Origin of the sequence: Streptomyces sp. NPDC101393 (genome assembly GCF_044767385.1) — a bacterium.
Classification (GTDB): domain Bacteria; phylum Actinomycetota; class Actinomycetes; order Streptomycetales; family Streptomycetaceae; genus Streptomyces.
The window spans coordinates 676,066-688,517 of record NZ_JBIWNU010000001.1 but is presented as its reverse complement, the minus strand read 5'-3'; the positions used below and the strand labels follow the sequence as shown (position 1 = coordinate 688,517).

The window sequence follows — 12,452 nt, the reverse complement described above, 5'->3', positions numbered from 1 at the left end:
GGGCGTCCGCGTCACAGGGACTTGTGGGGCCCGCTCCCGTCCGCCCCGCCGCCGCTGCCGTCCGCCTCGCCGGACGCCGCCGCCCGCGCCCCCTCGATCGCGGCGAGCGCCGGGTCGAGGACGATGTCCACGTCCCTGGCCGCGGTCGTCGGCTCCTCCGGGAAGTGGCAGGCGGTGAGGTGGCCGGCCCGGTTCCCGTCGAGCGCCACGAGCGGCGGCTGCTCGGTCGCGCACCGGTCCTGCGCCTTCCAGCAGCGGGTGCGGAACCGGCAGCCGGAGGGCGGATTGATGGGGGAGGGGACGTCGCCGGCGAGCCGGATGCGCTCGCGGTCCGGGGCGTCGGACTCCACCAGCCTGGCCTCCGGCACAGCCGACAGCAGCGCGTGGGTGTACGGGTGGCGCGGCCGGCTGTAGATGTCCTCGCGGCTGCCCACCTCGACGATCTTGCCGAGGTACATCACCGCGACGCGCTGGCTGAAGTGCCGGACGATCGCCAGGTCGTGCGCGATGAACAGGAAGGCGATGTCCAGTTCGCGCTGCAGCTTCTGCAGCAGATTGATCACCTGCGCCTGGATGGAGACGTCCAGCGCCGACACCGGTTCGTCGGCGATGATCAGCTTCGGTTCCAGCGCGAGCGCACGGGCCACTCCGATGCGCTGGCGCTGCCCCCCGGAGAACTCGTGCGGAAAGCGGTTGTAGTGCTCCGGGTTGAGGCCGACGGTCTCCAGCAGCTCGCGGACCCGCTTCTCGCGGCCGCCCGGCGGATCGATCCCGTTGATCTCCATCGGGCCGCCGATGATCGTGCCGACCGTCTGCCGCGGATTCAGCGAGGAGTACGGGTCCTGGAAGATCATCTGGATCTCGGAGCGCACCGGCGCCAGCTGTTTGCGGGTCGCGTAGGTGATGTCCTGGCCCCGATACGCGAGGGTGCCGGAGGTCGGCTCCAGCAGCCGGGTCAGCAGCCGTCCGGTCGTCGACTTGCCGCAGCCCGACTCGCCGACCAGGCCGAACGTCTCACCGGCGTGCACGGTGAGGTCGATGCCGTCGACGGCCTGCACCGCGCCGACCTTCCGCTTGAACGGGAAGCCGCCATGGATCGGGAAGTGCTTGGTCAGCCCCTCGGCGACCAGCAGGGGTTCGCCCACCGGCGCGCCGCCCGAGGCGTCGCGGGGCGGCGGGAGGGTCACACTGTCGCTGGCGTTCATGACGTCTGGTCGCTCCCTGGAGACTTCGGACTCACTCATCACGAACCGCCGGGCCGGCCCTGGCCCGGCCGCGGCGTGAGCTGCTCGGCGCGGTGGTCTTGCGGGGGGCCGCCCCCGGGCGCCCGGAGGGTCTGCTTCTGGTCGGCGCTCAGGTGGCAGGCGGCGCCGCGCCCGGCGGGCAGCGGCGGCCGTTCGTCCGCGCAGCGGGTGCCCCCGACCTCGCCGACGAAGGCGCAGCGGGTGTGGAAGGGGCAGCCGGACGGCGGGTCCAGCAGGCTCGGCGGGGCGCCGGGGATCGGTACCAGCGGCTCGTTCACATCGGCCGACAGCCGGGGCATGGAGCCCAGCAGGCCCCAGGTGTAGGGGTGTTGGGGGCGGGTGAGGATTTCCTTGACGGACCCGCGCTCGACGGCCCGGCCCGCGTACATCACCAGCAGGTCGTCGGCGGTGTCCGCGACCACGCCGAGGTCGTGGGTGATCAGGATGATCGCGGAGCCGAACTCCTGCTGGAGGTCCTTGAGCAGGTCCAGGATCTGCGCCTGGACGGTGACGTCCAGGGCGGTGGTCGGCTCGTCCGCGATCAGCAGCTCGGGGTTGCAGATCAGCGACATGGCGATCATCGCGCGCTGGCGCATCCCGCCGGAGAACTGATGCGGATAGTCGTCCACCCGCAGGGTCGGCTGCGGGATGCCGACCTTGGTGAGCATCTCGATCGCGCGCCGCCGCCCCTCGCGCTTGCCCGCCCCGGTGTGCTTCATGAAGGGCTCGGCGATCTGCCTGCCCACCGTGTAGTACGGCGACAGGGCGGTCAGCGGGTCCTGGAAGACCATCGCCATCTTGTTGCCGCGGAGCTTTTCCAGGGTGCGTTCCCTGGCGCCGGTCAACTCCTGGCCGTCCAGCAGGATTTCGCCGGTGATCTCGGCGGAGTCGGGGTTGTGGAGGCCCAGTACGGCGAGGTTGGTCACGGACTTCCCGGAGCCGGATTCGCCGACGATGCCCAGCGTCCGGCCGCGCGCCAGGTCGAAGGAGAGCCCGTCCACCGCCTTGACGACGCCGTCCTCGGTGGAGAAGTGCACATGCAGATCGCGTACGGAGAGAAAGGCATCGGATCCGGCCGGGGCCGGCGCACCCTCGGCTGTGGTGAGTGTGGTCACTGGTGGCTCCCCTAGGACAGCCGCACGCGCGGGTCGATGAAGGCGTAGCAGGCGTCCACGATGATGTTGAACAGGATGATGAAGGTGGCCGCGAAGAGCATCACGCCCATGACCGTGGGCAGGTCGGTGTTGAGGACCGACTGCATCGACAGGGTGCCGAGGCCGGGCAGCGCGAACGTCACCTCGGTGATCATCGCGCCGCCGAAGAGCGAGCCCAGGTCGATGCCGAAGATGGTGACGATGGGGATCAGCGAACCGCGCCAGGCGTAGCGGAAGAAGACCGTACGGGCCGACATGCCCTTGGCGCGTGCCGTACGGACGTGTTCCTCCTGCAGCTGTTCGATCATCGCGGAGCGCGCCATACGGGTGTACTGCGCGGTGAAGATGATGGACAGCACGCACCAGGGGATCAGCAGCCCCATGAACCAGCCCGCCGGATCCTCGGTGATCGGCACGTATTTCGGCTGCCCGAGCAGATCGGTGTTGTAGACGAGCAGCGCCAGCACGATCGGGCCGACGAAGTAGATCTGCATCGAACTCAGCACCAGCGAGACGGAACTGAAGAGCTTGTCGATCAGCTTGCCCTGTTTCCAGGCGGCGATCATGCCGGTGCTCAGGCCGACGAGCAGGAAGACCGCGGCGCCGCCGAGGGTGAGCGAGAGGGTGATCGGGAAGCGGTCCACGATCGTGCTCCACACCGCGTCGCCGGTGGCGAAGGAGTAGCCGAAGCACGGGGCGGGGCACGCCCCTTGGGCGAAGTCGCGGCCGGTGACGATGCCGGACATGAAGTGCCAGTACTGCACCGGGATCGGCTGGTCCAGGCCCAGGTTCTTGTGGATGATCGCGAGCGCGTCGGGTCCGCAGTTCCTTCCGCAGGCCAGCAGCGCGGGATCCCGTGGCGCGGCGAAGAAGAGGAAGAACGTGAACGCGCTGATCAGCAGCAGGAGCACGATCGCGCCGAGCGACCGGCGGAAGAGGAATCGAAGCATGGCAGATCGCAGCTCTCGTGGGGCGGCGGGAGTGAGGGGTGTGACCGGCGTCGGTGTGCCCGTCCCTCGGGGCGGGCACACCGTGCCCTCGGTGACCGCTTACGGGTGCGTGGTCACTTCTTGACGTACAGCTTGGTCGGGTCGATCGAGCTGATGACGTCGTTGTTCACGACACCGCCGATCTTCGAACCGTGCAGCTGGATCTGCTTGTAGTAGAAGGTCGGGATCTGCGGGAGGTCCTCCTTGAGGATCCGCTCGCCCAGCGCGAACCACTCGTCCGCGGCCTTCTTCCCGTCCGTGATCTGCGCGATGCGGTCCATTTCCTTGCTGACCGCGGGGTTGTCGTAGTGCGAGTAGTTGTTGCCGCCGTCGTGGATCAGCCGGCCGTCGTACACGGGCGGCAGCACCGTCAGCGAGCTGGGCCAGTCGGCACCCCACGACGACGGGTACAGGTCGAACTTGTTGTCCACCTTGCCGATGAGGTCGTAGTAGGTGTCCGAGGGCAGTTCCTTGCTCTGGACGTCGAACCCGGCCTGCTTGAGGTTGTCCACCACCGCGACCGAGTACTTCGCCGGCTCGGTCGCCGTGTTGTGGGCGTAGGTCAGTTTCATCCCGCTCTTGCCGGCGGCCTTGAGGATCTTCTTGGCCTTCGCGACGTCGCCCAGCGGCTTCTTGAGCTTGCCGTAGGGGTCGATGTCCTTGTAGCCGGTCAGCGTCGGGCTGATGTAGCTGCCCGCCGGCTCACCGCCGCCGGGGGTGCCGTAGGCGTCGAGGATGGCCTGCGTGGGCATGGCGTAGGCGATGGCCTCGCGGACCCGCTTGTCCTTCAGCCGCTTCATGTTGAAGTTCATGACGCCGACGTACGGCTGGTAGCCGGAGGTCGAGCGCTTCTTGATCTTCGGGTCGCCCGCCACCTGCTGCATGCTGGCCGCGTCGACCTGGTTGGTGAAGCTGATCGCCTTCTGGTTGTCCGGGTTGTCGGCCATCAGGCGCTGCGTCGAGTCGGTGTAGGACACGCTGAACTGGATGTCGAACGAGTCGACGTACTGGTGCCGGGAGTTGTCGGTCTTCGGGTCCCAGTGGGTGTTCCTGACCAGCGTGATGCCCTTGCCGTTCTTGAACGACCCGGGCTGGATCTTGTACGGGCCGGAGGAGACCGGGGCCTTGTCGTACTTCTCCTTGGTGTCCTTGCTCTTCTCGACCGCGCCGTACCCGGCCATGGCGAGCGCGTAGGGCAGGTCACCGACCGGCTTCTTGAAGTGGAAGACGATGGTCTTGTCGTCCGGCGTGTCCAGCACGGACTTCGGCAGGTGCTTGCCGTTGTACGGACCGCCCGGCAGCAGCTTGCGGTAGTCCGTGGAGTCGGCCATCCAGGTCTGGAGGTACGTCGGGCCGACCCCGATGTAGTCGGCGAACTGCCGCTCGAAGGTGTGCCGGATGTCGGCCGAGGTGATCGCCTTGCCGTCCTCGAACTTGATGCCGTCCTTGAGCTTGTACGTCCAGGTCTTGCCACCGTCGGACTTCTGGCCGCTGTCGGTGGCGAGGTCGCCGACGACGGTGTACTTGCCGTGGTTGTCCAGCTGGAAGTTGGTCAGCCGGCGGAACAGCAGGGTCGAGAGGGTGCCCTCGTCGGAGACGTAGATCTGCGCCGGGTCCAGGTGGGCGTAGGTGTCGCGCTGGTAGACCTTGACGGTCCCGCCGGGCGTCGCGCCGGGGACCGCCTCGGCCGCCCCGGACGAGGCCTGCGCGTCGCCGAACGTGATCTGGGCGCGCTGCTTCTCGGCGTTCTTGCGGGCGTCGTCGTCGCCCGTTCCCTTGGTCGCGCCGCTGCTGCACGCGGTGAGAGCGAGCGCTCCCGCGGCCAGGGCGACGAGCGTGGTGCGTGCTCTGCGCATACGGACATTCGTCATGAGATGGATGCACCTGCCTGTCGTTGATCCGTGGCTGCTGCCTGACTGATGGCGGTGCTGGGGTGGCAGCACCCCCCGTGGAACGGATTCACCGGGCCCGTTTCGGGTCGAAGGCGTCCCGGACCGAGTCCCCCAACAGGTTGAAGGCGACGATGAAGACCACCATCGCGATGCCGGGGAAGAACAAGTACGTGATGTCGTTGCGGTAGTAGTCCGCCGCGTTCGCGAACATCCGGCCCCAGTCGGGGGTCGGCTCGACCAGCCCGAAGCCGAGGAAGGACAGGCCCGCGATGGACGTCACGAAGTTCGGCAGCATGTAGGTCGTCTGGACCAGGATCGGTGTCAGCACGTTCGGCACCAGCTCGCGCCGGATGATGCGCCACGGCGACGCCCCGCTGACCTTGGCCGCCTCGACGAACTCCCGCTCGCGCAGCGACAGCACCTGGCCGCGCAGCAGCCGCGCCAGGCTCATCCAGCCCAGGAACCACATCACCAGGATGATGATGACGGCGCGCAGCCAGGTGGGCATCTCGTCCTCGGGCGCGACGAAGACGGCGCCCACCACCGGCGCGAACGCGAGGAAGAAGAGCTGGTTGGGGAAGGCCATCAGCAAGTCGGTGAAACGGCCCACGAAGTAGTCGAACCGGCCGCCGAAGTAACCGGCCGAAACGCCCAGCAGGATCGCGGTGAGCACCGAGACGGCCGTGATGGCGACGGCCAGGCCGAGGGTGTTGCGGATGCCGTAGAGCAGCTGCATGAACACATCGCGGCCCAGGCCCGGTTCGATACCGAACCAGAAGTCGGCGGAAATACCGCCGTTGGGCTGCGCCGGATACTGGTTCACCAGCAGGCCGGGGGTGACCTGCCCGTACCGGGTGTAGGGGTCCTTGCCGTAGACCTTGGAGATGACCGGGGCGAGCAGCCCGATCGCGAAGAAGAACAGCACGACGCAGGCGCTGGTGACGCCGGTCCGGTCGCGCTTGAACCGCATCCACATCAACTGGCCGGGCGAACGCCCGGTCAGTGCACCGGACTTACGCTTCTTATAGTGCGGACCTTGCGGGACGAGGACCGGGGTTTCGGCCTCGACCGCCGCGGCCTGGGATGGGCTTGTCATCGCGAAATGCCCCCGCGCCGAGTTCACTTGGAACATGAAGCGGCAGAGTCGCACCGCCGGATGTGCGGACTTTCGCAAGTGATTTATGGCGGAGTCAAGGGATGCCGCAGCCGTATAGGTCCGCTGTCCGCTTCTTGAGCGAAGAGAACGCAGATCGACGCACCGACGTGCTTGACAGGGCGGTGAGATGTACGGCATGGAGGGACATATGGCGCCCAACTTCTTTAACAAGAAGGCAACTTCGCCGTCGCAACACCGATATACGGACGCCCCATAATGAACGTGTACGGCCGTGCGGGTGCCGTAGACCGGCCGGAGCGCCCTGGGTGGCGCTCCGGCCGGTTGCCCCTCCGCCCCGCCTCCCTGCGCCGCCCCCCATGCCGTCTCTCCGTGCCGCCCTCCGCGCTGCCACCTTTCGCGCGAGGTGCGCGCCCTCTGTCCGCCTCTTTACCCGTCTGCCCGCCTTCGGTCGCGGGTTCCTCGCTCGCGGCTGTTGTCCACACCTCGCCACGGGAGTAGACCTGCCGTGGGCGCCGTCCACGCAGCCGCGTATACAGGTGTCCGGAACATTCGATGACCTACGCGGACGGGGGCGGGCCGTGCCCACCATGCGGGCTGCCGCGCTCACCCGGGGCGCACGCGGAATCGGTGCCCTCGCCTGCCTCCTGCTGGCGCTGCTGAGCGCCGGCTGGATCGCCCGGGACCTCTCCGTCGCCGTGCGGCCCGGAGACGTCTGGTGGACCTGGCTCGGCCAGGCGCACCGCCCCCGGGAGTTCACCGCCTGGGCCACCTCGGCGCTCGATCCGCTGCTGCTGCTCGGCGCGCTCGCCGCCGCCGTCGCCGCGGTCCGCAGCGCGGTCGCCCCGGCCGTGGCGGCCGGCGCGCTGGCCGCCGTCGCGGCCGTCACCGTACTGTCCCGGGTCCCGCTGCTGTGGGTGCTGGGCGCCGGCTGGCTGCAGGGCCTGGACGGTGCGCTCACCGGACGGGCCCGGCTCACCGCCATCGGCCAGCTCGCGGCGGCCGCGGTGCTGCTCATCGTGCTCGCGGCGGGCCGACGGCCGGGTGGCGTGCGGCGCGCCCGGCCCGGCGGCGGAGCCCGCGCGCTGCCGGTCGCGGCGTACGCCGCCTACGGCGTGGTCCACGCGGCGCCGCAGCACGGAACGGGCCCCGCAGCCCCCGGACGCCCCCGCAGGGGCCCGGCGACGGCGACGGCGCTGCTGCTGGCCGCCGCGGGACTGGCCGTCGCCGCCTGGGAGGTCCACTGGTGGCGGCAACTCGGCTGGGACACCTACCGCAAGGGGCTGCTCGGCGACGCGTCGGTCTTCCGGGCGCTGCTGCAGCCCCCGGTGCACTGGCAGGCAGCGGCGCTCGCACTGTTCGCCCTGGGGGCCGCCGTCGCCGCGCTGCGCCGGGCCCCCTGGGCCGGACCCACCGCCCTGGCCGCCGCCGTCCTGCTGTGCGCCGACGGCGCGGGGACGCTCGCCTTCGCGCTGCGCACCGGGCAGCTGGGCCGCTTCCCGCTGCTGCCGGCGGCATCCCAACTGGAGCTGGCGACGGCGGCGTTCGTGGTGGCCGCCGGCCTCGCGGCGCTGGTCACCGCCCGGCGGCCGGCCGAGCGCGCCGGGCCGGGCGCGGCCCCGGCGGTGTACGGCCCCGCGGGAGGGTACCGGCCGCCGCACGCCCCGCCGCCCCCGTCGACGCTGCCACCCGGCTGGTGAGCGCCCGGCGACGGGCCCTCAGTCCATCCGCAGCGACCTCTTGAGGAAGTCCACCTGAAGCAGGAGCAGGTTTTCGGCCACCTGCTCCTGCGGCGTCATGTGGGTGACCCCGGACAGCGGCAGGACCTCGTGCGGACGGCCCGCGGCGAGCAGCGCCGAGGACAGCCGCAGCGAATGCGCCACGACCACATTGTCATCGGCCAGCCCGTGCACGATCAGCATCGGGCGGTGCGTTTCCGCCGCCCCCGACAGCCCCTCGTCGGTGACCAGGGAGTTGACGGCGTAGGACGCCGGCTCCTCGTCCGGGTGGCCGAGATAGCGCTCCTGGTAGTGGGTGTCGTACAGGCGCAGGTCGGTGACCGGGGCGCCCACCACGGCCGCGTGGAACACATCCGGCCGGCGCAGCGCGGCGAGTCCCGCCAGATAGCCGCCGAAGGACCAGCCGCGGATCGCGACCCGGTCCAGGTCGAGGGGAAAGGATCCGGCCAGCGCATGGAGGGCCTCGACCTGGTCCGCCACGGTGTACTCGGCGAGCTTCCGGGACACCGACTTCTCCCACGAGGGGGAGCGGCCCGGAGTGCCGCGGCCGTCCGCGACGATCACCGCGAAGCCCTGGTCGGCGAACCACTGGGAGGTCAGATAGGCGTTGTGGGCGGCAACCACCCGCTGACCGTGCGGACCGCCGTACGGATCGAGCAGCACCGGCAGCGGGCCGTCACCCTCCGCATATCCGTCCGGAAGCAGCACCGCGCACGGGATCTCCCGCTCGCCCGCGCGCACCAGCCGCGGCCGGGCGGTGAGCACCGGCTCCTCGGCGTACGAGCCGATCGTGGCCAGCGTCTGCATCCCGCCCTTCGCGTCCAGCCGCACCACCTCCATCTGGGCGCCGGGCCGCTCCAGCGACGCCTGGGACAGCACCGTCACCCCGCCGGCGCGCACCGCGGAGGAGACCGTCGGATACGCGCGCTCGCCGACGCGTTCCCAGCCGCCCTGGTCGCCGCTGCCGCGGAACCAGGCGCGGTAGACACCGATGTCGTGCATGTCGGTGCCGCTGGCGGAGAAGAGGACATCGTCCTCGCCGACGTCCAGGACGGCGCGCACATGCAGCGGCGCCCCGGTCAGCGGCCGGTCACCGACGAACAGCTTCCGTGCGCCGCCCTCGTCCGCGATCCGCACCAGGCGGCCGTCCGGCGTCCAGGCCGGCGCCCCGGGGAACGGCTCGACCCACACCTCGTCCTCGTCCTCGTGCACCGTGCGGGTCGCGCCCGTCTCGGTGTTGACGGTCAGATACCGCTGGTCGCGCTGGTCGCGGGCCTGGACCAGGAGCAGCGGCGGCCCGGCCGACGACCAGTGGACGCGCGCCAGGTAGGGGTAGCGCTCGGTGTCCCAGGTGACGTCGGTCCGCGAGCCGTCGAGGCCGTGCAGGGCCAGGGTGACCTTGGCGTTGGGGGTGCCGGCCGCCGGATACGCGACCTTGGCGGGCGCGCGGTCCGGATGGGCGGGGTCGGCGATCCACCAGCGCCGCACCGGTGACTCGTCGACCCGGGCAGCCAGTACCCCGTCGCTCTCCGGCGACCACCAGAAGCCGCGGTAGCGGCCCATCTCCTCGGCGGCGATGAACTCGGCCAGCCCCCAGGTGACCTCCTCACCGTCGGGCTCCGCCAGTGCCCGGTCGCTTTTGGGCGCGCCCGCGCCGTCGGCCCCGTCCGCCGTGTGGCCGCCGTCCACCGCGACCACCCGCAGCGCGCCGTTGGCCACATAGGCGACATGCCGGCCGTCCGGCGAGGGGCGCGGGTCCACCACCGGCCCCTGGACGGCGAGTTCACGCGTCGTGCCGGCCTGGAGCTCGGAGACGAACAGCCGGCCGGAGAGCGTGAACGCCGCCAACTCGACGGCGGAATCCACCGCGTAGCCGACGATGCCAGCCGATCCCTCGCGGGTGCGTTCACGGCGGGCCCGCTCCTCGGGGGAGAGCTCCTCGTCCGCGCCGGCGAGCAGGGCCTGCGGGTCGGCGGCCGCGAACTCCTTGCCCTGGCCGAGGTCGAGGACCCACAGCTGCTGGGTGCGGTCGGTGCCGGTGAGGGAGCGGAGGAAGACGACGCGGGCGCCGTCCGGGGAGATGGCGTAGCCGCGCGCGGTGCCCAGCGTGAAGCGCTGTGTACGGGCGTGTTGCCGGGGGAACGAGAGCTGTCCGGTCATGCGCCGAAGCCTAAGGGCTGTCCCGTGCCCTTGGCGGGCGGGATGGCGGGACTGCCCTTGGGCGATCGAGACCGTCCGGGGGTGGGTCGAGGGGTGTCCGCCGGGAGGTCTCGGGTAAGACCCGAAAAGGGTCTGGGGGGCTCACGTGTCGCGCCCGTGAAGATCGCGTGCGCCCCTGCTCTGCTCCTGTGCTCCGACTTATGCGCGCGGACGGAAAGTTATGATCCCTTGCGCGTAGTGGGTACTGGGTAAAGAGCCCTTGGCATACCCCGGTGCAGGGTCCGCAGTTGCGGTCCAGGCACCATCAACTCTGTCCGTTCCGTGCGTACTTGGAGGTGAGCCGCCGTGGCACTCTCGATTTCGGCGGTGGTGCTGCTGGCGATCATCGTCTTCTTGCTTGTCAAGAAGTCCGGGTTGAAGGGCGGGCATGCGTTCGTCTGCATGTTGCTGGGCTTTTATCTGGCCAGCTCGTCCATCGCCCCGACGATCAAGCAGGTGACGACGAACGTCGCCGGAATGCTCGGCAATCTGAAGTTCTGACCCGCGACCCCGCTCCGGCCCGCCCGATCGGTCTGCCGATCGGGCGCACCGGCGGAGACCGGGATCGCATGCTGAAGGCGGACCGGGCGGCTCGTAGGCTGTCCGTATGCCCGACATTCCCGCCCGCCGGCTCCTGCTGGTGCACGCGCACCCGGACGACGAGTCGATCAACAACGGCATCACGATGGCCAAGTACGCGGCCGAGGATGCCCTGGTCACGCTGGTGACCTGCACACTCGGCGAGGAGGGCGAGGTCATCCCGCCCGAGCTCGCCCATCTCGCCCCCGACCGCGACGACACCCTGGGCCCGCACCGCGTCGGCGAGCTGGCCGCCGCGATGGAGGCCCTGGGTGTCACGGACCACCGCTTCCTCGGCGGGACGGGCCGCTACCGCGACTCCGGGATGATGGGCGCCCCGCAGAACGACCGGCCCGAGGCCTTCTGGCGGGCGGATCCCGACGAGGCGGCAGCCCATCTGGTGGCCGTGATCAGGGAGGTCGAGCCGCAGGTCCTGGTCACGTATGACCCGAATGGGGGATACGGCCACCCCGACCACATCCAGGCGCACCGCGTCGCGATGCGCGGCGCCGAACTGGCGGCACAGCCCGGCTTCCGGCCCGACCTGGGTCCCGCGCACGCGGTCGCGAAGATCTACTGGAACTGCAACCCCCGCTCCGTGGTCGAGGAGGGCTTCGCGCGGCTGCGCGCCGCCGGCCGGGCCTTCCCCGGCGTCGCCTCGGTCGACGATGTGCCCGGAGTCGTGCCGGACACCGAGGTCACGGCGTCGATCGCCGGCACCCCCGCGCATGCCGCGGCGAAGACCGAGGCGATGCGCGCCCACTACACCCAGATCGCGGTCGACGGGCCGTTTTTCGCGCTCTCCAACGACCTCGGTCAGCCGCTGTTCCGCACCGAGCACTATCAGCTGGTCCACGGCGTCACGGGCGCGGTGGACGGCGAACGCGAAGATGATCTCTTCGCGGGTATCTCCCAAATGGTGGGTATGGATGACAGTGCCCGGATTGAGGAGGTTGCGGAATGAGTGCGGCGAAGAGCGGCGGTAGCGCCCGTGGGGGAAACCGGCGGGCGCGCGCGGGCGCGGGTGCCTCGTCCGGCACACGGGGCCTCTCGGTGGCCCCGAAGGTGAGCGCGGCGATGAGCGCGCCCGTGTCGGTGGCCCGGCTGGGCATATATGCCCTGTTGTTGGTCACTGGCGCACTGGTCGCGCTCGCCGGGACCCTCATTCAAGCGGCATGGTTCCCGGGCGGGTTGGTGCTGGCGCTCGCCGGTATCGGCGGCCTCTTCTACGGCGGGGTCCGGGCGACCGGCACCGCCGCGGGCGTGCTGGTGCCGGGCGCGGCCTGGCTGGTGGCCGTCTTCCTGCTGCTGGGCAACGCCCGGCCGGAGGGAGACTTTCTTTTCGGTGCCGGGCTCGGTTCGTATCTCTTCCTGCTCGGCGGGATCGTGGTGGCTGTGATCTGTGCCACCGCCGCCCAGATCCGCGCTACGGGTGCGCAGCGCACCCGAGTTGGCGGATGACATGGTTGATACCTGGACGGAAGTCCCAGAGAACCGGCTGATCAATTCCGGTGCCGGGGGTTCGCTCGTGCCGACGGTGTT

The 12,452-nt window shown here is 70.3% G+C and carries 10 protein-coding genes; 4 read left to right on the top strand and 6 right to left on the bottom strand.

The genetic code is table 11. The features are described from left to right. Nucleotides 1–11: 11 nt before the first annotated feature. From ACIRQ7_RS02975 to ACIRQ7_RS02955, 5 genes are all read right to left on the bottom strand, one after another. Nucleotides 12–1,205 carry an ABC transporter ATP-binding protein gene (locus ACIRQ7_RS02975; RefSeq protein WP_404259363.1) on the bottom strand — a complete coding sequence of 398 codons (1,194 nt, stop codon included), beginning with the start codon at nt 1,203–1,205 and terminating at the stop codon, nt 12–14. Nucleotides 1,206–1,243: 38 nt separating this feature from the next. Further along, on the bottom strand, nt 1,244–2,359 hold the full coding sequence (locus ACIRQ7_RS02970; protein WP_404259361.1) for an ABC transporter ATP-binding protein: 1,116 nt from the start codon (nt 2,357–2,359) through the stop codon (nt 1,244–1,246). 11 nt (nt 2,360–2,370) lie between these two features. Then, complete coding sequence (locus ACIRQ7_RS02965) at nt 2,371–3,348, bottom strand: ABC transporter permease (RefSeq protein WP_401462623.1); 978 nt, start codon at nt 3,346–3,348, stop codon at nt 2,371–2,373. Between the two features lie 113 nt (nt 3,349–3,461). After that, nucleotides 3,462–5,258: an ABC transporter substrate-binding protein gene (locus tag ACIRQ7_RS02960; protein ID WP_404259358.1), complete on the bottom strand. Its 1,797-nt coding sequence runs from the start codon at nt 5,256–5,258 to the stop codon at nt 3,462–3,464. Between the two features lie 88 nt (nt 5,259–5,346). Continuing rightward, the gene (locus ACIRQ7_RS02955) at nt 5,347–6,375 is read right to left on the bottom strand and encodes an ABC transporter permease (protein ID WP_404259356.1); all 1,029 of its coding nucleotides are present in this window, start codon (nt 6,373–6,375) and stop codon (nt 5,347–5,349) included. Nucleotides 6,376–6,983: 608 nt separating this feature from the next. Between ACIRQ7_RS02955 and ACIRQ7_RS02950 the strand changes: the two genes are divergently transcribed. Then, nucleotides 6,984–8,093 (top strand): hypothetical protein, encoded by a 1,110-nt coding sequence (locus ACIRQ7_RS02950; RefSeq protein ID WP_404260083.1) that lies wholly within the window; start codon nt 6,984–6,986, stop codon nt 8,091–8,093. An 18-nt stretch (nt 8,094–8,111) separates the two neighbouring features. Here the strand turns inward: ACIRQ7_RS02950 and ACIRQ7_RS02945 are convergent, their stop codons facing one another. Beyond that, a complete protein-coding gene (locus ACIRQ7_RS02945; protein ID WP_404259354.1) occupies nt 8,112–10,292 on the bottom strand; it encodes an alpha/beta fold hydrolase in 2,181 nt (726 codons plus the stop codon). Between the two features lie 345 nt (nt 10,293–10,637). On the opposite strand from ACIRQ7_RS02945, the gene ACIRQ7_RS02940 reads away from it, so the two are divergent. From ACIRQ7_RS02940 to ACIRQ7_RS02930, 3 genes are all read left to right on the top strand, one after another. After that, nucleotides 10,638–10,832, top strand: coding sequence for a hypothetical protein (locus ACIRQ7_RS02940; protein ID WP_401462631.1), 195 nt, complete (start codon nt 10,638–10,640; stop codon nt 10,830–10,832). A 106-nt stretch (nt 10,833–10,938) separates the two neighbouring features. Continuing rightward, nucleotides 10,939–11,874 (top strand): N-acetyl-1-D-myo-inositol-2-amino-2-deoxy-alpha-D-glucopyranoside deacetylase, encoded by a 936-nt coding sequence (gene mshB / locus ACIRQ7_RS02935; protein WP_404259352.1) that lies wholly within the window; start codon nt 10,939–10,941, stop codon nt 11,872–11,874. A gap of 113 nt (nt 11,875–11,987) precedes the next feature. Further along, nucleotides 11,988–12,371 carry a DUF6113 family protein gene (locus tag ACIRQ7_RS02930; RefSeq protein WP_404259350.1) on the top strand — a complete coding sequence of 128 codons (384 nt, stop codon included), beginning with the start codon at nt 11,988–11,990 and terminating at the stop codon, nt 12,369–12,371. Nucleotides 12,372–12,452 lie beyond the last annotated feature (81 nt).

Coding starts and splice junctions, on each gene's coding strand:
- ACIRQ7_RS02975 (WP_404259363.1), bottom strand. CDS start 1,205: ATGAACGCCAGCGACAGTGTGACCCTCCCGCCGCCCCGCGACGCCTCG.
- ACIRQ7_RS02965 (WP_401462623.1), bottom strand. CDS start 3,348: ATGCTTCGATTCCTCTTCCGCCGGTCGCTCGGCGCGATCGTGCTCCTG.
- ACIRQ7_RS02960 (WP_404259358.1), bottom strand. CDS start 5,258: ATGACGAATGTCCGTATGCGCAGAGCACGCACCACGCTCGTCGCCCTG.
- ACIRQ7_RS02955 (WP_404259356.1), bottom strand. CDS start 6,375: ATGACAAGCCCATCCCAGGCCGCGGCGGTCGAGGCCGAAACCCCGGTC.
- ACIRQ7_RS02950 (WP_404260083.1), top strand. CDS start 6,984: ATGCGGGCTGCCGCGCTCACCCGGGGCGCACGCGGAATCGGTGCCCTC.
- ACIRQ7_RS02945 (WP_404259354.1), bottom strand. CDS start 10,292: ATGACCGGACAGCTCTCGTTCCCCCGGCAACACGCCCGTACACAGCGC.
- mshB (WP_404259352.1), top strand. CDS start 10,939: ATGCCCGACATTCCCGCCCGCCGGCTCCTGCTGGTGCACGCGCACCCG.
- ACIRQ7_RS02930 (WP_404259350.1), top strand. CDS start 11,988: ATGAGCGCGCCCGTGTCGGTGGCCCGGCTGGGCATATATGCCCTGTTG.